The sequence below is a fragment of the Paenibacillus glycinis genome (assembly GCF_009909185.1).
Lineage (GTDB): Bacteria > Bacillota > Bacilli > Paenibacillales > Paenibacillaceae > Paenibacillus_Z > Paenibacillus_Z glycinis.
Genome location: NZ_JAAAMV010000002.1, coordinates 84175 through 104181, shown reverse-complemented (window position 1 = coordinate 104181; position 20007 = coordinate 84175). Strand labels below are relative to the sequence as shown.

Below are 20007 nucleotides of genomic sequence, written 5' to 3'. Positions count from 1 at the left end.
CGGAGCAGGCTTTGGCATCGAATCGTGAACCTGCAATATCAATATAGCCAGAACCCGCAAAAAGCCGCGTAACTGCGGCTTTTTGCGCGTTCTCGGCCAACGCCCGCATGATCGGCACGCAGTAAGCGTCTCCATGATCGGTACGCAGCCGGCGGACCGCCGGAGCGGGACAGCTTTGAAAAAACGACTTGACCCTGACGTTAATGGCAGGGTTTATAATGAAGGCGTAACGATCGGAGAAGGAGGCAGGGCGGCATGAAAATCGGCGAATTGTCCAAGCGGACCGGGGCGAGCGTCCGTTCGCTGCGTTATTACGAGCAGGAGGGACTGTTGGCTTCCGTGCGCATGGACAACGGATACCGGACGTATAACTGGGTGGCCGAGGAGCAGGTGCGGACGATTCAGTTTTATTTATCGCTCGGGCTCACGACGGAGCAGATCGGCAGCTTTCTGAACTGCGTGCTGAAGAACAAGGAGGCGTTCTGCGCGGAGGTGCTTCCGATCTACGAGCGCAAGCTGCAGGAGATCGATGCCCAGCTGCTTCAGCTCGGCCAGATCCGGACGAATCTGCTGGACCGTATCCGGTCGATACAGGAAAGCCAATAACCGTACCGGGAGGAACGAACATGACGATGATCGCGGTGAACGATGCTACGTTTCATGAAGGAATCAGGCAGGAAGGCGTGACGCTGGTCGAATTCGGGGCCGCATGGTGTCCGCCGTGCAAGGCGATCAAGCCGCTGCTGGACCAGCTGGGCGCGGAGCACGGAGACGCGCTGGCGGTGCTCGAGCTCGACTGCGACGATTCGCCGAGGATCGCGACGGAATACGGCATCATGTCGATGCCGACGGTGATCGTGTTCCATGACGGCCAGCCGGTGGAGAAGCTCGTCGGCCTTCGGCCGAAAGCCGTCTACGAGACGCTGGTCGCCAAATACATGGCGTAACGAATCGTTTCTTCGTTTATTTAATGGCATTAATGATCTACCAAGCTGCGCCTGGCGCGGCTTTTTTTGTTGACAGCTATATGTCGGCGGCCCAAGTTAATCGTGCCTGTTTGCTGGTTCCGCGGAAAGCGGCGCTGCATGGACCGGGAAGGCTTTGTCGATCGGACAGCCGGTTCCGGTTATTCTTATCACCTCCTTGCAAGGACTCTATTTCGTGATAAAATTGTGAATCTTTATAACCGGAGCTACGTAACTTGAATAAGTGAATGATGGAAATTACAAATAATTTCCAAATGACAAATGAGCAGAAAGCGAGGTTTTCCAACATTTCTTGACAAGTCTTTCATTGACAATTCTTTCGTTGGTCGTTTACTGTAAATCTTGGTAGAAACTCCAAGTTCGAAAGGGTGTACGCGTTTGGATAATGGAATATCCGTCGTCTTGTACGAGAAGAGCGCAGGCGGCGAGCTGATTCGGATCGACGAACGGACATGGTCGCTGAACATGGTCGCTTCGCTCGAGCATGTGAACTATATTACGGTCGGCGCGCGCGAATACGAGACGCTGGAAGGCCGGCTGAATTTGGATAACGGCAAGCTGGAAATTCTGGTCGTTCCGATGCAGAACGATTGATACACCGTCAGCGACAGGGGGAAGCGCAGTTGAAATGGGAAGCCAAACCGGATGAACCGGCGAGATCCAAGCTATTTACGAAGGACGGCAAGCCGCTTCGGATATTATCCACCTCGATGGTCATCGCGATGCTCGCGAGCGCCGTGTTCGGATCCTCGTCGTATGCCGCGGACGGCACGGCGGCGGGCGATCAGCCGAAGCTGGTCGAGTGGTCTTCGGACGAAGTCAAAACGTATTTCGATCCGGCGGTCGACTGGAACATTCCGCTGCTGGAAGAAGACGAGGAAGCCGCGGGAACAGGCACGGACCCGGCCGCGGGGACAGGAGCGGTCAGCCAGGGCGGCGGCTCCGGCGATACGATCATCATCAATAACGGCGGCTATTCTTCCGGCTTCGGCTGGGACGATCTGATTCTGTATCATTTGTTGTTTAACGGCGGTTCCTCGTATTCGACGCGTTCCTGGTCCAGCTCGCACACGACCTATTACGCGGGAACGAGCACGCCTTACAAGACGAAGAGCTATTCGAGCGGCAACTTCCAGAACAAGCCCGTCGTGGGCTCGACCGTGCATCCGAAGACGACCGCCGCGTCCGGCACGATCACCCGGCGGTCCTCGTCCTCCAAGCCCGGCGGCATCGGAGGCACGTCGAGCGGCGTGAGCAGCTCGGGTTCGAGCAGCTCCAAGCCGTCCAGCGTATTCAGCTCGTCGAAATCGAGCTCGTCCGGCTCGAGCAGCAGCTCTCATTCGTCCGGAGGATTCGGCGGTTGACGGAGTCGATATTCGATGTATGGGGAGAACCGGATCCGGACCGCGCCGCCCGGGTCGCGCGGTTGAACGAGCTCGGCTTCGCTTGGGCGGACCTGGAGACTGAAGAATACTGGATCGACCAGATCGTGCTGATGCCGAGCGAGACGCACGCCGAGCTCGAGCTCGCGTCCGCGAAGCTGTGGCTCATACTCGACAAGGCCGTTCGCCATCTGGTCGGGAAACGCGAGCTTTACGAGCTGATCGGCATTCCCGAGATTTTGTGGGATACGCTCGATCTGCTGCCGCTGCCGCCCGAAGGCTTGATCAGCCGCTATGCGAGGTTCGACTTCGCGATTGCCGCCGACGGAACGATCAAGCTGCTGGAGCTGAATGCGGATACGCCGACGGGCTACGTCGAATCCGCCATCGCGACGCCGTGGCTGTGCGAGAAGGCCGGCATTTCATCGCCGAACGCGAAGATGGCGGAGTTGGTCGCCGCGGCATGGGCGGAGGAACGGCCCGAAGCGGCCGCTTGCGTCGGGTACGGCGAGCATCTGGAGGATTCCGGCACGATCGAAGCGCTTGTTCGCCACAGCGGACTCGACGTTCGCTGCGTCGATTGTCTCGAGCTGTGGGTGGACGAAGGCGTGCTCAAGGACGGAACCGGCACCGCGATCAAGCGGATGTTCGCCTTGTATCCGAAAGAATGGCTGGCCATCGACGAAGGCGGCGACGCGCTGCTCTACGCGGTGGATAACGGCCATCTGGCGCTGTTCAACGCTCCGCACAGCATCCTGCTTCAATCCAAGGGATTGCAAGCGGCGGTCTGGGGGCTGTACGAGCTCGGACAGCTGTTCGACGCCGAGGAGCGCAAGACGATCAGGCGTTACATGCTGCCGACCTACAATAAACCGGTCTTCCAGGGCAGCTTCGTGTCCAAGTCGATGTTCGGCCGCGAAGGCGGCTCCGTTCGCTTGTTCGACAAACAAGGCCAGCTGGAAGTGGAGGATCGGGACGGGTTCGATACGAGCGTCTTGTTCCCGATCGTCTATCAGAAGCGGGCGGAGCTTGCCCGCATCCGGACGGCGAAGGGCGAGTTCCATCTGCTGACGGGCATGTTCATGCTGAACGGCAAGCCGGGCGGCATGCTTGGCAGAGCCGGCGGCCTGATTACCGGCAATACGAGTCATTTTATCCCGTTGGGAGTGAAGGATTGACTATGACAGACAACCATGCAAGCCAACTCGCGGCATCCCGCGCGGCCGGGACCCGATCCCGCCGCCTGCTGAAGCCGCTTGGATTCCTGATGCTCGCGCTGTTCGCCGTCGCGCTTCTCAGCTCGTGCGCGAACGATCAGCGAACCGTTTTCCATACCGATTCGGATACGGCGACCGCCGATGCCGGCGGCGATACGAACCGGATTCCGTGGGACTACAAGATCGTGAAGGGTACGGTAGGCGATCTGATCGGCAGCGACATGACGATTCTGCCCGACAATGCGCTGCTCCCCAACGACGGCAATTACGCGACCGGCGACAGCGTCTGGACGATGCAATTCATGAGCGCCGACATGACGACCGGCGCCAGCGGCCACGACGAGGTCCAATTGTCCGCATGGACGACGATCAAGTCGTATCCGGACGAGGCCAAGGCGAAGGCGGATCTCGCCAATCTCAAAATCTCGCTGCAAACGACGGTCCCGCTTGTCGGCGTGTACAAGACGGAATATCAAGGCAAGACGCGCAACTTCGCGGTGTTGACGCTGCCTTCGGGCAACCAGCTCAAGCAGCCGATCGACGAAGATCGTTACAAATCGCTTAAGAGCTTGAAGAAAGTGCCGATCAAGGTCGAGGAAATCCATGATTACGTCGACTATGACTTGGCTTACGCAAAATTCAGGGGGTGGGCATGATGGTCGTCGTGACCAATATCGTCGTGAGTGTGATCGTGATTTTCCTGCTTCAGCTGATCGGGATGCTCATCTTCAGCTGGATGACGCCGTTCAAGGATCTGGAAGAGCTTCGGAAGGGCAATATGGCCGTCGGCCTCGCTCTGGGCGGCAAATTTCTGGCGACGGCGATCATTCTCGGCGTGTCCGCCTATACGAATACGTCCATCTGGTACATGATGCTGTGGTTCGCGGTCGGGTACGTCTGCCTGATCGCCGCCTACTGGCTCTTCGAGCTGATCACGCCCGGACTCAAGATCTCCGAGCATCTGCAGAAGGGCAACACGGCTATCGGCATCCTGCTCTGCTTCGTTTTTCTGGGCACGAGCTTTGCCGTCAGCAGCCTGATCGTGTAGACGCGCCGCTTGATTTGTCGCTTGAAACTTTTCAACATGCTCTGCCCGCACGCAAGCCGGCAGAGCCATTTTTTTGCGGCATCGCCCGAATAGAGCCGAAGAGGATGAGGGTCAGAGATGTATTTTTTCCTGCGATTGTTCCTAAAAACGATGCACTTCAAGAACACGTCGCTCGTCTTCGCCGCGGCGGTTTTCATTCTGGTCAGCACGTCGCTCGCCTACATGCTGGAGCCGGATACATTCCATTCTTGGTTCAACGCGCTGTACTGGGTGCTGACGACGATGTCGACGGTCGGCTACGGCGATTATTACGCCAAGACGGTGCTGGGCAAGCTGCTTACCATTTTTTTGTATATCTTCGGAATCGGGCTGCTCAGTCTCCTGATCGGCAAGGTCATCGATTCCATCGCATCCATTCAACGCCAGAGGGAGGCCGGTGAATTGAGCTTTCAAGGGAAGGATCATTTCATCATCATCAATTGGAGCAAGAAAGCCCAGTATGCGGTCGAGGAAATTCTGGCCTACCTGCCCGAGGCGGAGATCGTCATCATCGACGAGTCCGACCGGCATCCGCTGCAGCGGCGGAGCAATGTGCATTTCATCAGCGGGGACCCGGCCTCCGACGAGACGCTGGCGGAAGCGAACCTGTTGACCGCGCGGTCGGCGATCGTCTTCGCGGATTCGCGCATCGACGAGGCCGCGTTGGCCGACGGGAAATCGCTGCTGATCGCTTCGAGCATCGAGCGGCTCGCGCCGGGCATTCATTCGACGGTGGAGATCGTGCAGGAGAAGAACATCCAGAACTTCCGCTACATCAACGTCAACGAATTCGTGCTGTCCCATGACGCGATCTCGCGGCTTGCCGTCCGCGCGGCGCTGCAGGAAGGCAATTCGGAGATCTTCAGCCAGCTGCTCAGCCGGCAGCATGGCGACGATATCTACGAGGTTCCCGTGCAGCCGGGCTGGCGGACGTACGGGGATGCCTTCCAGGACCTGCTCGCGCGAGGCGCGACGCTGATCTCGGACCGCGGCGATCTCGGGGTCAACCGCAAGCTGGCCGTGCCGATCCCGCCGGACGCGAGATTGTACATGATCGCCGACGAGGCGACATACCGCGCGATTGCCGGCAAATGAAGCAGACCTTCGGGTCTCTTTTTTTTCGCCGGACGGCACGATCGTTACGAAAAGGTAACTAGGTGAAGCGAAAGTGCGTACTTCCAAGAACTCCGCTTCTTGGGTATGATTCCAAATGGAGGCGCATATGGCATCCGAACCAGGAAAAGGGAGTAAGCGCTGTGGAATATCGCGTATTGGGACGTTCCGGTTTACGGGTTAGCGAGGTAAGCTTAGGCTGTTGGGCGATCGGCGGGCCATCGTGGCGCGACGGCGAAGCGGTCGGCTGGACAGGCCATGACAACAACGCGTCCCTCGCCGGATTGAAGCGCGCGTTCGAGCTCGGCATCAATCATTTCGATACGGCGGACGTATACGGCGACGGTCATTCGGAGCGCGTCATCGGACGGTTTCTGAAGGAAGTCCCGCGCGAGGAAATCGTGATCGCGTCCAAAGTCGGCTGGTTCCGCGGTACGGCACCGAACGCGATGCAGCCGCTGCATATCCGGCATCAGCTGGAGCAGACGCTCTTGAATTTAAGCACGGATTATTTGGACCTTCATTATTTCCACAATACGAATTTCGGTCCGGACGATCTGTATCTGGAGGAGGCGGCCGATACGATGCGCCAGCTGCAGAAGGAAGGCAAAGTGCGCGTCATCGGCCAATCCGGCTACGGTTACGGGGATTTCATGCGCGTCTGTCCGATCACGCGGCCGGATGTGCTGCAATTCCATTACAACGCGTTCGGCAGCCCGTTCGATCAGCCGGACACGAACCTGTTCAAGTGGGCGGACGAGCGGGAGCTCGGCATCGTGCTGTTCGGGCCTTTGTCGCAGGGCTTGCTGCTCGACAAGTTCGAACCGGAGCATCCGCCCCGGTTCGGCGAGGGCGACATTCGGGCTTCCAACGCGGCGTATACCAAGGAGCGTCTGCTGGAGATCCGCCGCCGGCTCGGTCCGGTCAAAGAACGGTTCGGCGGCGAGGTCCAGGATTTGGTGCGGGTGGCGATTCAATACGCGCTTGCGCAATCTCCGCATGCGTGCGTGATTCCCGGCTTCAAGAACGCCCAACAGGTGGAATCCAACGCGCGGGGAGCGGGCAACCCGCTGAACGCGGAGGAAGCCACATTCGTGCGCGGCGTCCTGCAAGGCGCTTAAATACGGTCTTAATAAAAAGAGATATTCAGCATGACCACTGACATTATTGTCAGTGGTTTTTTGAATTCGTTTATAGGAAAATAGTACATTGGAACTAAAAATGGTATGATTTAATAGTCACGCATTAATATGGAAAAATAACATTTGGAATGGGGAGTTATTACATGAGTTTCATGGATTTTTTTCGGATAAAAAGCATCAAAGTCGAACTCAATAAAACAAGAGATCATATTACTGCATTAAACGCGCAGAACGAGCAACTCATGTCTCTTCTTCAACCTGAGCATAGAACAATCTTGGAATTACAGTAAGAAATCGCTTCACTCAATGATGAAGTCCAAGAAAGAAACAATAATTTAAAAATAATCGATCATAAATCTGAACTTATTAATGCTGACATTAATCAAAAGTTGAACGAGGTCCTTGTCTTAGATGACATTTTACTTATGGAGTCTTTTGCTCTATATAAGACAAAGTATGATTTGGAAAATAGTGAAGAATACAAGTCACGCCTTGAACAAATTAGAAATAAACAAAAAGATATGATTAGAGAAGGGAAGGCGGCATCCGGAAATCAAAACTGGACGGTAAATAACAACGTAGCCGAAGGGCGAAAAATGGTAAACGACATGATTAAACTTCTACTTCGTTCTTTTAATAACGAATGCGACGCATGTGTCGACGGAGTGAAATTCAATAACATCGAATTAAGCGAAAAACGCATAAATAAGTCGTTTGAAACGATTAATAAGCTTGGGAAAATAATGAATGTGCTTATTTCTCCTCAATACAAAAAATACAAATTGGAAGAATTGCATTTGGCTTATGAATATCAATTAAAAAAACAAGAGGAAAAAGAGACACAGAAAATGCTGAAAGAGCAAATGCGAGAAGAGGCCAAGCTTCAACGTGAAATAGAAGAAGTACGGAAAACGGCAGAGAAAGAAAAAAAGCATTACTTAAATGCGCTTGATCGAGCAAAAAAGCAGTTTAGTGATTGCGAAAACGAGGATGAAAAACAACTGCTTCAAAGTAAGATAAATGAATTACAATCGCAATTAGTCGAAATCGAAAAGCAAATTAAAGAGGTTGATTACCGTGAGGCCAACCAAAGAGCGGGGTATGTATATATTATCTCGAATATTGGCTCATTCGGAAATGATATTTATAAAATTGGAATGACGAGAAGATTAGATCCTTATGATAGAGTTAGTGAACTTGGAGATGCGTCGGTTCCATTTAATTTCGATGTTCATGCTATGATTTTTTCAAATGATGCTCCAAGATTAGAAACGGCCTTACATAGAGAATTCGAATCGCGAAAGGTAAATGCTATTAATAGCAGAAGAGAATATTTTAACGTTTCGTTAAACGAGATTGAGGAAGTTATTAAAAGAAATCATGACGAAACAGTCGAGTTTATTAAGACCGCCGCAGCTGAAGAGTATCGAGAGACTGAAAAATTAAGAAACATTAGAATAAACTATGTTGCTTTGCGGGAAGTTGCAGCCGCTTCTTCCAAATAAAATTAAGAAGTGACAGGTGATCGGCCGCGATTTAAGAAAAAGCCGCAGGACCCGTACGTATTTGTCTAACAGAGAAATGTCTCGAACTATGCCGCTGAAGGCCCGTTCTGTTGTATACTAGAAGTTAGGCTTTATACAAGTAGAACTAGCGGAGCGTGAGTAAGTTGGCAAAACCCAAGATTCCGAAACGTCCGACGCGGGACGAATTCGTGCTGGAGGAATTAGGCAATCAATTGAGCGAGGCCTTCCACGAGGAGACGACGATCGTGTTGTCGGTGTGGGGGAAGGACGAGTCGGTGCAAGGGCAGATCATCGCGATGGACTCGCGGACCGGGAAGGTCCACGTGGCGACGTCCGAAGGGATGGAGAAGGTGCCTTTCATGGATATCATGCAAGTGAACTACCCAAGGCACTAAACGAACGGATCCTTGTTCTTGTCCGCAGCGCGGCCGGAACGGGGGTCCTTTTTCGTTTGGGAAGGTTGGATTTTATATATAACTATTGACATATAACTTGATTTGTTATAACGTCTTAGAAGTTAAATATCTTAATCGCTAAGTTATTTAAGCGACAAGATATCGGCCGCGCGATGGATGTCATGCTCTGAACGGAGGGAGAAAACGATAGGAGATTCAAGCACGAAAGAAGCCAAACTCTCCGAGCTGCAGCTTATTATGGAACGGTGGTCCCAGAAGGCGAAGAACAGCCTGAAAACGGTGGAAAACCCGCTGCATCTGGCGAACGGCCAGATATTCGTCCTGTTTTACCTGCATCATGCCGAAACCTGCCGGGTCAACGACGTCGCCAAGATTCTCGGCATCACGTCGGGCGCGGCGACCGGGCTGACCGACAAGCTGACCGCGCTCGGCCTCGTGGAACGCGCGCGCCAAGAGGACGACCGCCGAGTCGTTCGGCTTAGTTTGACGGCGAAGGGCAAAGAGACCGTTACCTTGACCAGGCAACGGCGCAACGAATGGTTCACGGGCATCGTCGGGCAGCTGGAAGAGTCCAAACTGGACGTCGTCCTGGATGCGTTCAAGCTGCTGCTGGATGCGCTGGACGACAAATCAACTCACAACAAGGAAGTGGAACGATGACGAACATCAGTCCTCGGCAGATCCGTTGGATCGTGACCGGGCTTATGCTTGGCCTGCTGCTCGGATCGCTCGATCAAACGATCGTGTCGACCGCCATGCCGCATGTCATAGCCGAATTGAACGGATTCAACTTGTACAGCTGGGTATTCACGATTTATATGCTAACCTCGACGACGGCCGTGCCGATCTTCGGCAAACTGGCGGATTTGTTCGGCAGACGGCTCGTCTACCTGATCGGGATGGCGCTCTTCCTGGTCGGCTCCGCGCTCTGCGGCTTGTCGCACGACATGACGCAATTGATCGTCTTCCGCGCGATTCAAGGGATCGGGGCGGGCGCCTTGATGCCGATCGCCATGACGATCATCGGCGATATTTTCCCTCCGGACCGCCGCGGCAAGATGCAGGGCATCTTCGGCGCCGTGTTCGGCTTGTCGAGCGTGCTCGGCCCGGCTGTCGGCGGCTTCATCGTCGACCACCTGGCATGGCAATGGATTTTTTACATCAATCTTCCGTTCGGTATTTTCGCGGCCATTATTTTATCCGTCTCGCTCAAGGAATCCAAAAGCACCGAGAAGAAATCGATCGACTGGGGCGGTGCCGCCACGCTTACCGGCGCGGTCGTCGCGTTCCTCCTCGCCATCGAGATGGGCGGCAGCGGCGGCACGGCCGAAGGCGGCATGACGAAGTACGCTTGGGATTCCCCGCAGATTCTCGGCTTATTCGGCGCCAGCATCGTGCTGATTTTGGCATTCCTCTGGATCGAACGAATCGTCAAAGAACCGATTATTCCGCTGAAGCTGTTCAGCGTGCGCGCGATCTCGGTATCGAGCGTCGTGGGCTTCATGATGGGGATGGGCATGTTCGGCGCGATCACGTACATCCCGTTGTTCTCGCAAGCCGTCATCGGCACGTCGGCTTCGAATTCCGGGTATATTCTGACGCCGCTGATGCTGTCGTTGATCCTATCCAGCATTATCGGCGGCCGGCTCATTACGAAGGTCAGCTACCGGTCGATCGTCGTGACCGCGATGGCCGTCATGACGGTCGGATACTTCTTCATGTCGCAGATGAGCGTCAATACGAGCAGCTTCGAGCTGATCCTCTACATGATCGTCGTCGGCGGCGGCATGGGCGCGTTGATGCCGGTTCTGACGATCGCCGCGCAAAGCGCCGTCGGCCATGACCTTCGGGGGGTTGCCACGTCTACGACGCAGTTCACGCGTTCCATCGGCGGCACGGTCGGCGTCGCCATCATGGGCGTGATCATGTCCAGCAAGATGACGAGCGGAATCGCGGACATTCGAAACGATTTCCAAGACATTCCCGCCGATCAGTTCGCTCAGCTGGGCAACCCGCAATCGTTGCTTCAACCGGAAGTGAAGGCGCAAATACCGGCCAAACTGCTTTCGGCGCTGCAAAACATTTTGAGCGACGCGGTGACCTCGGTATTCGTCATCGGGATCGTCGTGGTCCTGATCGGTCTGGTCGCGGCGATCTTCTACGGCAAGCTGCGGATGCCGAAACGCGCGGAAGGCGCGCCGGCGGTTAAGGTCGAAGCCGAAATGATGTGATTTTTCTTTCCTCCAGCCAAGTCTCGGTCGAGACTTGGCTTTTTTTCGTCTGCGCTTGCCGGCAAAATAAAGCTGAACCTTAGACGGCGCCGCTGCCGCCGCCGGCCTCGTTTTGATAATGCCCGTTCTTTAGGGCTCTTCAATCGACGGCGCCGTTCATTTTGCGATGCGCGGTTGATCCGGAGGCTTGCATGCCCTTGCCGCCAGGCACGGCGTGTGATAGATTCACGGTATCGCGATTAGAAGAAGGAGACCATCATGAGCAGAAACGCAACCGAAGTCTATTGGGAAAGCTTCCTGCATTCGTCGTTCCAAGACCAGCCGCTTTATCTGGCCGCGACCGAGCGCGGATTATGCGCGATCACGCTGCCGAACGAATCGTTCGCCACGCTGCGGGCATGGGCGGAGCGAAAGATTGGGAATGCCGTGCTGATCCAGGCGCCGGAGCGGATGTCCGCTTACGTCCGCCAGCTTCGGGAGTACCTCGACGGAGAGCGCACCGCATTCGAATTGCCGTTCGATCTGCGCGGCACCGATTTTCAAATGGCCGTCTGGGAGGCGCTGACCCGGATTCCTTTCGGCCAGACTCGCAGTTATTCGGAGCTCGCCGGCGCCGTAGGCCATCCCAAGGCGGTTCGGGCGGTAGGCGCGGCGAACGGGGCGAATCCCGTTCCCATCGTCATTCCGTGCCATCGCGTCATCGGCAAAAACGACGCGCTCACCGGCTTCAGGGGCGGACTGAAGGTCAAGGAGGAATTGCTTCGTCTGGAGGGCTTTCATGCATTTAACAAGAATGGCCACGCGCGGTTTCGATTTTGAAATTGTGGGCGGCGATAAACAGCCTAAATAAAACGCGTACGCCGTTGACCGCCGGCTTGCGCGTTTTTCTCGCATTCGAAGGGCGATTCGTTAAGCGCGAAACAGCGGCTGCCAATGGCAGGTCTAGGAATCGTACTCCGAGGCAGTAGGGCGGGAGAATGCGAATCCAGGCGGGAACGGGAACGTGCTCCCGAGATCCGCGACTTGCAAATAAACGCAAAAAAACGGAAGGAAACCGATGGACAGGTTCCCTTCCGTTTTTGCCGTTTCCGTGCTGCCGCGGGCGGCATCTCTTCGATTCGCTCCGTTGAGCCGATTTACAGCTTATTCCATACGCCGTAAATCATTTGCGCGGCTTCGGCGCGGGTCGAGGTGCCAAGCGGTACGAATTCGCCCGCCGCCCGTCCTTGGACGAGACCGAGCGACGCGGCCTTGTTGACGTTATCCAGCGCCCACGCGGCGATGGAGGCTTCGTCCTTGAACGGAGCGGTCGCCGTAACCGCAGGCTTGCCGTTCAATAATGCATAGCCCCGCATCGCGAGCGTGACCATTTCCTGCCGGGTGATATCGGCGCCGGGAGCGAACGCCGTGCTGCTTACGCCTTGCACGATGCCGGCTTTGTAAGCGGCGGCAACGTCGGCCGCATACCAGGCGCCGGCGGGGATATCCGCGAAGGCCGGCGTTCCTTCCGCCTTCAAGCCAAGCGCCCGGACGAGCAGCGCGGTAAATTCGGCGCGCGTGATGCTGCGGGCCGGCTCGAAGGCGGCGTCCGTCGTGCCGGTCACGATCTGCTTCGCGAAGAGCTCCTTGATAACGCCGGAAGCCCAGTAGCCGGCGGGCACATCGGAGAAATGCTTGTCGATCTCGATCAACGCGTAGGAACTGAAATGCGTGATCTGCGCGACATAGACGCCATTCTCGTACGTCCCGCCGATGAATTCCGGCTTACCGCTATCGGGGAGATAGAAGATGGACGCCAGCTTCGGATCGATCGAAGCGTCGACCGGCAAGCGAAGCGTTACGGGCTGGCTGAACTGATGCAGGTCGTACGCGGTGCCGTCCGCCGCGATCCATTGCAGCTTCAGCTCGAATACGCGGCCACCGCTAAGCGTAGCGTCCGTGCCAAGCGCGGGCGTATCTTTGCCAGCGACCGGCTTGACGATCAAGGCGATGGAGCCGCCTTGCAGCTGCGCCGCTGTCAATGGCCGCTTCAGCTCGGCGAACACGCCGGCCGGGATGTCCAGCGCGGCCTTGTTTGAAGTGACGACGTTCAGCGCGGCTTTCCCGAGCAGCTCGCCCGCATTGGCGGGCAGCTTGATCACGGTAGCCGATTCCGGAACATTGACCGTTGCATGGCCGGTGCCGTCATCCTGCAATTGATCGTTCGTGACGGTTAACGTGCCTGCCGGATCGGCGGTCGTGCCCCCGGAGGATCCGCCGATCGGGCCCGTGCCGGTGCCGCTTGACGGTCCAATCTGGATCGCGGTGCGGTAATCGTCGGCAACGGAACTCGCTGCGAGCCGGGAATCGACGAGCCGGATCTCTCTGACCTCGACGTTGGCCATGCCATTGGCGGCCGCCTTGAACGTGAAGGACGCCAGATCGAGATCGCCGCTGTCGCCGGGCGAGCTTCCCGTCTTGGTGTGGGCGAACACGAGATGCGACTCGCCGCCGCCGTCGTCGATGACCTTGACCGGCGTACCGAAGCCGACCGCGGCCGTCTTCTCGCTGCCCGTCTCGAACGTCAGCAGAGCGGTATCGTAGTACACGTGCAGTTCGAAGGCATACAGGTCTTGCAGGCCGCTTCCTTTAACCGTCACCGTGATTTCGTCGCCGCTGTTCACGGCATTGTTGTCGGACACCACGGAAAAGGAAGGCGATTCGGCCGCGGCCATCGCGTATCGGGGGACGAGCATGGCGATCGCCAAGCAGATCGTCGCAAGCAGGGAAAGTCGTTTACGCGCCATAAGTGGTTCGTCCTTTCTCGTATAGTAAAACGCCGGCGAACGCGAGGCCGGGAGAAGCGGGAGGCGGGGATTCGGGTCTTGTCCGTCTCTCCGCGCTCCGGTCACGTTCCGTTAAGCTTAATCGCCGGGCAAAGCCGGAACCGACTTCGGGGCCACGCGGTTATGCGTCGCTTGTTCGTAGGCATAGCCGAGCTTGATCAGCTCGCCTTCGTCGTACGGGCGTCCGAGCAGCTCGATGCCGATCGGCGTGCCGCTCGACACGTAGCCGGCCGGAACGCTGATCGCGGGGAAGCCGGAGAAGGGGCTGAGCCGGTTGGCGTTGCCGGAGCTCGAACCGGTCGGTCCCGTCGTCGACGGATACAGGATCGCGTCCAGATTGTTGTCGGCCATCAGGCTGAGCAGCGACTGTTGGCTCGTGCGCGTCCGGAACAGCACGATGTCCTTGTATTCCTGGGTATCGAGCGATTCGACGCTGTTCCGCGTGTTGAGCGTGCCGTTCAGCGACGGCAGGAAGTCGGTGCCCGAAGCGATGATGTCGGTCAACGAATGATAACGGACCACGGCCGGATCCACCAAGCGCGGGTTGGACAGGTAGGCGTTGAGGTTGAATTTGAACTCATAGCCGCTCAGACTCGGGTATTTCAAAATGTCGGCCACGTTCGGGATATTGACGCCGACCACCGTCGCGCCTTGGTCTCGCATATCCTCGGCCGCTTTGTTGAGCAGCCCGAGCACTTCCTGGTTGGTTCCGATCACGCTGCTGTCCATCACGAGGCCGATGCGCGCGCCTTTCAGGCCGTTTTTGTCCAAATATTTGGTATAGCTGACCGGTTTCTTGCCGACGCTGCCGGCCGTGACGATATCGTTCGGATCGTAGCCGCTGACCGCGTCGAGCATGATGGCGGCGTCGGATACCGTTCTGGCCATCGGCCCGCCGACGTCCTGCGACAGCGCGAGCGGGATGATGCCGTCGCGGCTCGTCAGTCCGATCGTCGGACGGATGCCGACGATGCTGTTCCAGGAAGACGGAATGCGGATCGATCCGCCCGTATCGGTGCCGAGACCGGCGACGGCGAAGTTGGAGGCGAGCGACGCGCCCGTGCCGCCGCTGGAGCCGCCGGGATTCTTGGTCAGATCGTACGGATCTTTCGTCTGCCCGCCGAGCGAGCTGAGCGTGTCCGTGTTGATGGCGAATTCGCTCAGATTGGCTTTCGCCAGGATGATGGCTCCGGCATCCTTCAGCTTCTTGATCATGAAGGCGTCGCTGACCGTTTGGTTGTCCTTCAGGCAGGTGCAGCCGGCGCTCGTCGGCATGCCGAGCGTGTCGTAGTTATCCTTGACGATGATCGGGATGCCGTGCAGCAGACCGCGCGGGCCTTGCGCCTTGCGCTCGTCGTCCAGCGCCTTCGCGGTCGCCAGCGCATCCGGATTGATCGTGATGAGCGAATGGACGTCGTCGTCGTATTCGTTGATCCGGTCCAGATACATCTGCACGAGCTGCTCCGAGGTCAGTTTGCCGGCGGCCATGGCGTTCTGAATGCTCATGATGTCGGCTTCCATCAGCTGGAACGGCTGGCCGTTGTCGTAGAGCACCTTTTTGCCCAGGGAAGCCAGATCCTGCAGATCGATGACATTGTCCTTGTTGAAATCGCCGTTGGCCGCATTCGGCCAGTTCGGATCGGTCGAGTCGATGCCGAAATACTTGATCAGGACGGAGAGGTCGCCGACGTCGATGACGCTGTTGCTGTTTAGATCGCCCTCGGCCGCGCCGGAGATTTGAACGGCTAGCGACTCCTCCGGCGTTTGCACGGTGCTGCCGTCGTCGATGCCGAGTTCCACGGTGCCGCTGATGCCGCTAAGGTCCGCGGCGGTCTTGGCTTTGAAGGTCAAGGCGAGGATGGAGCCGACCGTCGTCAAGCTGCCCGTCGTATCCGTCGTCACGATAGTGACTTTGCCGAACTCGGCGTTTTCCCCGGCAATGCTGACGGCCGGATCGGCCGCCGCCGCGGATATGTAGTCGAACAGGGAAGGGTCGTATTCGAAAATGAATTTACCCGCGGTCGCCGCTCCGGTCGCGCCCGTCAGCGATACGTTCACGGTGAAGGATTCGTCGATCGCGGCAAGCGAAGGGCCGGTGAGCCGGACCATCGCCGTCGGCGACTGAGCCTGCGTTTGTTCCTGAACGGGGGGCGAGCTCGAAACGTCGGCGTAAGCCCCGGAATCCAAGAAAGGCGTGCTGAATATGAAGGTGGTGCTCAGTAACAGAAGGCTGGCGGTTTTCAAAATCGGTTTAATCATGGCGTCCTCCTCGGGTTGGCTCAAGCCAGTCTTGAATGTGAACTAAGATAACTTTCGATTGAGAACGAGTAACGTCATTGAGCCATTAAATTGACATATATCTTACATATGTCGTTCCCCCTTTGTATCTCTCTTCAAATCTACCGTTTATATTAGTTAAGATAGCAAATCAAATCAAATGAGATATTTGCCCGAAAAACACCTTAAATCTGCCATTATCCTGCATTTTTTACCTATTTTCTCCCTTTATCGCTTTAGTACAGAGTAGCGTTAAATGCACAGTGTATATGTTAGATATAGTGACATTAAATTTATAATGCTAAACGCCATTAATTATCCAAATTCGCCTTGCTGCAGCCATGGGGTAGCGGGCAGCCGCCTGCGAATGAACGCATGCAAAGGCTGATGAAACCGTTTCACCGGCTGCGGCATCCTCTCGCGCGGCCGCGAATATCGTAGTAAGGGGTAACAACGAGTCGCAGCGGAAACAGCTGGACGGAAGGGCGGAGGGAATCTTGGAGACGCAAGTTTATCGCCCGAAACACCATGTTCGTTTTATTACGGCTGCCGCCTTGTTCGACGGGCACGATGCGTCCATCAACATCATGAGGCGGATCCTCCAGGCGTCGGGCGTCGAAGTCATCCACCTCGGACATAACCGTTCCGTGCTGGAAGTGACGAACGCGGCCATTCAGGAAGACGTGCAGGGGATTGCCGTGAGCTCTTATCAGGGCGGGCATGTCGAATACTTGACCTACATGCATGACGTGTTGATTCGGGAAGGCGCGGGACATATCCGGATCTTCGCGGGCGGCGGCGGCGTTATCGTGCCTGCGGAGATCGAGGCCTTGCAGCGATACGGGATCGCGAAGATCTTCTCGCCCGACGACGGCCGGGAGTTGGGCCTGCAGGGCATGATCAACGCCATGATACGGGTCTGCGACCGCGAGACGCCGCGGAAGGCGGAACAGGCTTTCGGCGCGTTGAAGGACCGCAACCGCAATGCCGTCGCGCAGCTGATCACGCTTGCGGAAGAACAGGCGGCGAACGCGAGCTTGAACGATGCCGAGGAAGCCGTGCTCAAGGCGCTGCGCTCCGATATTCCGGCGGTCCCGGTGCTGGGCATCACGGGGACGGGCGGCGCGGGCAAGAGCTCGCTGACCGACGAGCTCGTTCGCCGGTTTCTCGCTTATTATCCGGCGCGTTCGATTGCCGTTCTGTCGATCGACCCGACCAAGACGAAATCGGGCGGCGCGCTGCTCGGCGACCGGATTCGCATGAACGCGATCGAGGATGCGCGGGTCTACATGCGGAGCATGGCGACGCGCGCATCCAAGTCCGAGATCAGCGCAGCCGCCAAGGACGCCATCGCGATCGTCAAGCGGGCGGGCTATGATCTCGTCGTTCTCGAGACGAGCGGGATCGGGCAAGGCGGCGCAGCCATCGTGGATCTGTGCGACGTGTCGGCGTACGTCATGACCGGCGAGTTCGGAGCCGCGACGCAGCTGGAGAAAATCGACATGATCGATTATGCGGACGCCATCGTCATCAATAAATTCGAACGCCGGGGATCGGAGGATGCCCTGCGCGACGTGCGCAAGCAATACAGGCGGAGCCGGCAATCGTTCGACGGGCCGGATGAACGGCTGCCCGTGTTCGGTACGATCGCGAGCCAATTCAATGATCCCGGCACCACGGCGCTTTTCCATGCGCTGATGCGGATCGTGGCGGCGAAGACGGGCGCGAATTGGCCGATCCTTCATCAAGCGGGTTCTTCGAACGCGATAGCGGGAAACGCGCCGAAGACGAACAGGATCATCCCGCCGGACCGAACCGGTTACCTCGGCGAGATCCTTCGGACGGTGCGCCGTTACCGGGCTTTCGCGGAGGAGCAAGCTGCCGTCGCCCGAAGGCTGTCATGGCTCGAGGGGACGCAACGGCTGATCGAAGCGGACGGCGGACGGCTTCTGTCCGGCGACGAGGCGAGCGCGTTCGCGGAGAAGCTGCGCGTCATGATCGCCGATTGCGAAGCGGGCTTGCAGCCCGAATGCCGGAAGCGATTGGCGGAATGGCCGGCGATCAGCGAGGCATACCGGCGAGACCGGCTGACCGCCGTGGTGCGCGGCGAGGAAACGACGACCGAGTTCGCGAGCGTATCGCTGTCGGGCAGCCGAATTCCGCGGGTCAGCCTGCCGAGGTTCGAAGAAGCCGGCGACCTGCTGCGCTGGATGCTGCTCGAAAACCTGCCCGGCTACTTCCCGTATACGGCGGGCGTCTTCCCCTTCAAGCGCGCCGACGAGGATCCGAAGCGCCAGTTCGCCGGTGAGGGCACGCCGGAGCGAACCAACCGCCGTTTCCATTATCTCTGCCGGAACGACGCGGCCAAACGATTGTCCACCGCGTTCGACAGCGTCACGCTCTACGGACAGGACCCGAGCGACCGTCCCGACGTTTACGGCAAGATCGGCAACAGCGGCGTGAACGTCTGCTGTTTGGACGACATGAAGAAGCTGTACGACGGCTTCGACCTCTGCCATCCCGCGGTCAGCGTCTCGATGACCATCAACGGCCCGGCGCCGGTCATTCTGGCGATGTTCATGAACGCGGCCATCGACCAGCAGGCCGATCGGTTCGCGGCGAAGCACGGGCGGCGGCCGGACGACGCGGAGTACGCCTCTGTCAAGGCAGCGACGCTGCAGGCGGTGCGCGGTACCGTGCAGGCGGATATTCTCAAGGAGGATCAGGGGCAGAATACGTGCATTTTCAGCACGGAGTTCGCGCTCAAGATGATGGGGGACATTCAGCAGTACTTCATCGACCACCGGGTGCGCCACTATTACTCGGTCAGCATCAGCGGCTACCATATCGCGGAGGCCGGCGCGAATCCCGTCACCCAATTGGCCTTTACGCTGGCGAACGGTTTCACCTATGTCGAATACTATCTGGCACGCGGCATGCGGATCGACGATTTCGCGCCGAACCTGTCGTTCTTCTTCAGCAATGGCCTGGACCCGGAATACAGCGTCATGGGACGCGTTGCCCGCCGGATCTGGGCGACGGCGATGAAGCAGCAATACGGAGCGAACGAGCGCAGCCAGAAGCTCAAGTACCATATCCAGACTTCCGGGCGTTCGCTGCATGCGCAGGAGATGGATTTCAACGATATCCGCACGACCCTGCAGGCGCTGATGGCGATCTACGACAACTGCAATTCCCTGCATACGAATGCGTACGACGAGGCCGTCACGACGCCGACCGAGAGCTCGGTGCGCCGGGCGATGGCGATTCAGCTGATCATTAACCGGGAATTCGGCTTGGCCAGGAACGAGAATCCGCTGCAGGGGTCCTTCGTGATCGAGGAGCTGACCGATCTCATGGAGGAGGCCGTGCTGCTCGAGCTCGAACGCATCCACGAACGCGGCGGCGTGCTCGGGGCGATGGAAACCGGGTACCAGCGGGGCAAAATCCAAGCGGAATCGCTGGAATACGAGCATCGCAAGCACGACGGCTCGCTGCCGATCGTCGGGGTGAATACGTTTCTCGATCCGAATCCGGGCGAGAACCGGTACGACATTGAATTGGCCCGTTCGACGGAAGAAGAGAAGCGGGAGCAAATTCGCGCTTTGCAGGCGTTTCGGTTAAAGCATCAGGACCGGAGCGCGGCGGCGCTGATTCACCTGAAGCAGGTTGCGGCGGCGGGCGGGAATGTGTTCGAGGCGTTGATGGAGGTCGTGAGATACGCGTCCATCGGTCAAATCACGGGCGCTTTATACGAAGTCGGAGGTCAGTACCGGCGGAATACGTAGGCGCAATCGAGGAGGAT

At 57.5% G+C, this 20007-nt stretch carries 17 protein-coding genes; 15 read left to right on the top strand and 2 right to left on the bottom strand.

The features are described from left to right. The first annotated feature begins 255 nt into the window (after positions 1–255). The 14 genes from GT019_RS04610 to GT019_RS04545 all read left to right on the top strand — a co-directional run bounded on the left by GT019_RS04610 (position 256) and on the right by GT019_RS04545 (position 11919). Entirely contained in the window at positions 256–606 is a 351-nt protein-coding gene (locus GT019_RS04610) for a MerR family transcriptional regulator (protein WP_161741579.1), read from the top strand. Between the two features lie 20 nt (positions 607–626). After that, positions 627–947 (top strand): thioredoxin family protein, encoded by a 321-nt coding sequence (locus tag GT019_RS04605; protein WP_161741578.1) that lies wholly within the window; start codon positions 627–629, stop codon positions 945–947. Between the two features lie 417 nt (positions 948–1364). Next, positions 1365–1580 (top strand): hypothetical protein, encoded by a 216-nt coding sequence (locus tag GT019_RS04600; RefSeq protein WP_161741577.1) that lies wholly within the window; start codon positions 1365–1367, stop codon positions 1578–1580. Positions 1581–1609: 29 nt separating this feature from the next. Continuing rightward, a complete protein-coding gene (locus tag GT019_RS04595; protein WP_161741576.1) occupies positions 1610–2350 on the top strand; it encodes a hypothetical protein in 741 nt (246 codons plus the stop codon). Next, on the top strand, positions 2347–3546 hold the full coding sequence (locus GT019_RS04590; protein ID WP_161741575.1) for a glutathionylspermidine synthase family protein: 1200 nt from the start codon (positions 2347–2349) through the stop codon (positions 3544–3546). The genes GT019_RS04595 and GT019_RS04590 overlap by 4 nt, the downstream gene beginning before the upstream one ends. Positions 3547–3548: 2 nt before the next feature. Next, positions 3549–4241, top strand: a complete 693-nt coding sequence (locus tag GT019_RS04585) for a hypothetical protein (RefSeq protein ID WP_235946889.1) — start codon at positions 3549–3551, stop codon at positions 4239–4241. Next, positions 4241–4633 carry a DUF350 domain-containing protein gene (locus tag GT019_RS04580; RefSeq protein WP_161742115.1) on the top strand — a complete coding sequence of 131 codons (393 nt, stop codon included), beginning with the start codon at positions 4241–4243 and terminating at the stop codon, positions 4631–4633. Before GT019_RS04585 ends, GT019_RS04580 begins: the two co-directional genes overlap by 1 nt. Before the next feature lie 117 nt (positions 4634–4750). Beyond that, positions 4751–5767, top strand: coding sequence for a potassium channel family protein (locus tag GT019_RS04575; protein WP_161741574.1), 1017 nt, complete (start codon positions 4751–4753; stop codon positions 5765–5767). A gap of 161 nt (positions 5768–5928) precedes the next feature. Beyond that, on the top strand, positions 5929–6906 hold the full coding sequence (locus GT019_RS04570) for an aldo/keto reductase (RefSeq protein WP_161741573.1): 978 nt from the start codon (positions 5929–5931) through the stop codon (positions 6904–6906). 446 nt (positions 6907–7352) lie between these two features. Beyond that, positions 7353–8432, top strand: a complete 1080-nt coding sequence (locus tag GT019_RS04565; RefSeq protein ID WP_201755244.1) for a DUF4041 domain-containing protein — start codon at positions 7353–7355, stop codon at positions 8430–8432. Between the two features lie 164 nt (positions 8433–8596). After that, positions 8597–8848 (top strand): YolD-like family protein, encoded by a 252-nt coding sequence (locus GT019_RS04560; protein ID WP_161741572.1) that lies wholly within the window; start codon positions 8597–8599, stop codon positions 8846–8848. Between the two features lie 258 nt (positions 8849–9106). Next, the gene (locus GT019_RS04555; protein ID WP_161741571.1) at positions 9107–9529 is read left to right on the top strand and encodes a MarR family winged helix-turn-helix transcriptional regulator; all 423 of its coding nucleotides are present in this window, start codon (positions 9107–9109) and stop codon (positions 9527–9529) included. After that, positions 9526–11100, top strand: coding sequence for an MDR family MFS transporter (locus GT019_RS04550; RefSeq protein ID WP_201755243.1), 1575 nt, complete (start codon positions 9526–9528; stop codon positions 11098–11100). The genes GT019_RS04555 and GT019_RS04550 overlap by 4 nt, the downstream gene beginning before the upstream one ends. A 258-nt stretch (positions 11101–11358) precedes the next feature. Further along, positions 11359–11919, top strand: coding sequence for a methylated-DNA--[protein]-cysteine S-methyltransferase (locus GT019_RS04545; RefSeq protein WP_201755242.1), 561 nt, complete (start codon positions 11359–11361; stop codon positions 11917–11919). A gap of 317 nt (positions 11920–12236) precedes the next feature. On the opposite strand, the gene GT019_RS04540 is transcribed toward GT019_RS04545, so the two are convergent. Next, positions 12237–13886: an S-layer homology domain-containing protein gene (locus tag GT019_RS04540; protein WP_161741570.1), complete on the bottom strand. Its 1650-nt coding sequence runs from the start codon at positions 13884–13886 to the stop codon at positions 12237–12239. Positions 13887–14003: 117 nt separating this feature from the next. Then, positions 14004–16184 carry an amidase family protein gene (locus tag GT019_RS04535; protein ID WP_235946887.1) on the bottom strand — a complete coding sequence of 727 codons (2181 nt, stop codon included), beginning with the start codon at positions 16182–16184 and terminating at the stop codon, positions 14004–14006. Positions 16185–16699: 515 nt separating this feature from the next. Between GT019_RS04535 and icmF the strand changes: the two genes are divergently transcribed. Continuing rightward, entirely contained in the window at positions 16700–19990 is a 3291-nt protein-coding gene (icmF, locus tag GT019_RS04530) for a fused isobutyryl-CoA mutase/GTPase IcmF (RefSeq protein WP_161741569.1), read from the top strand. Positions 19991–20007 lie beyond the last annotated feature (17 nt).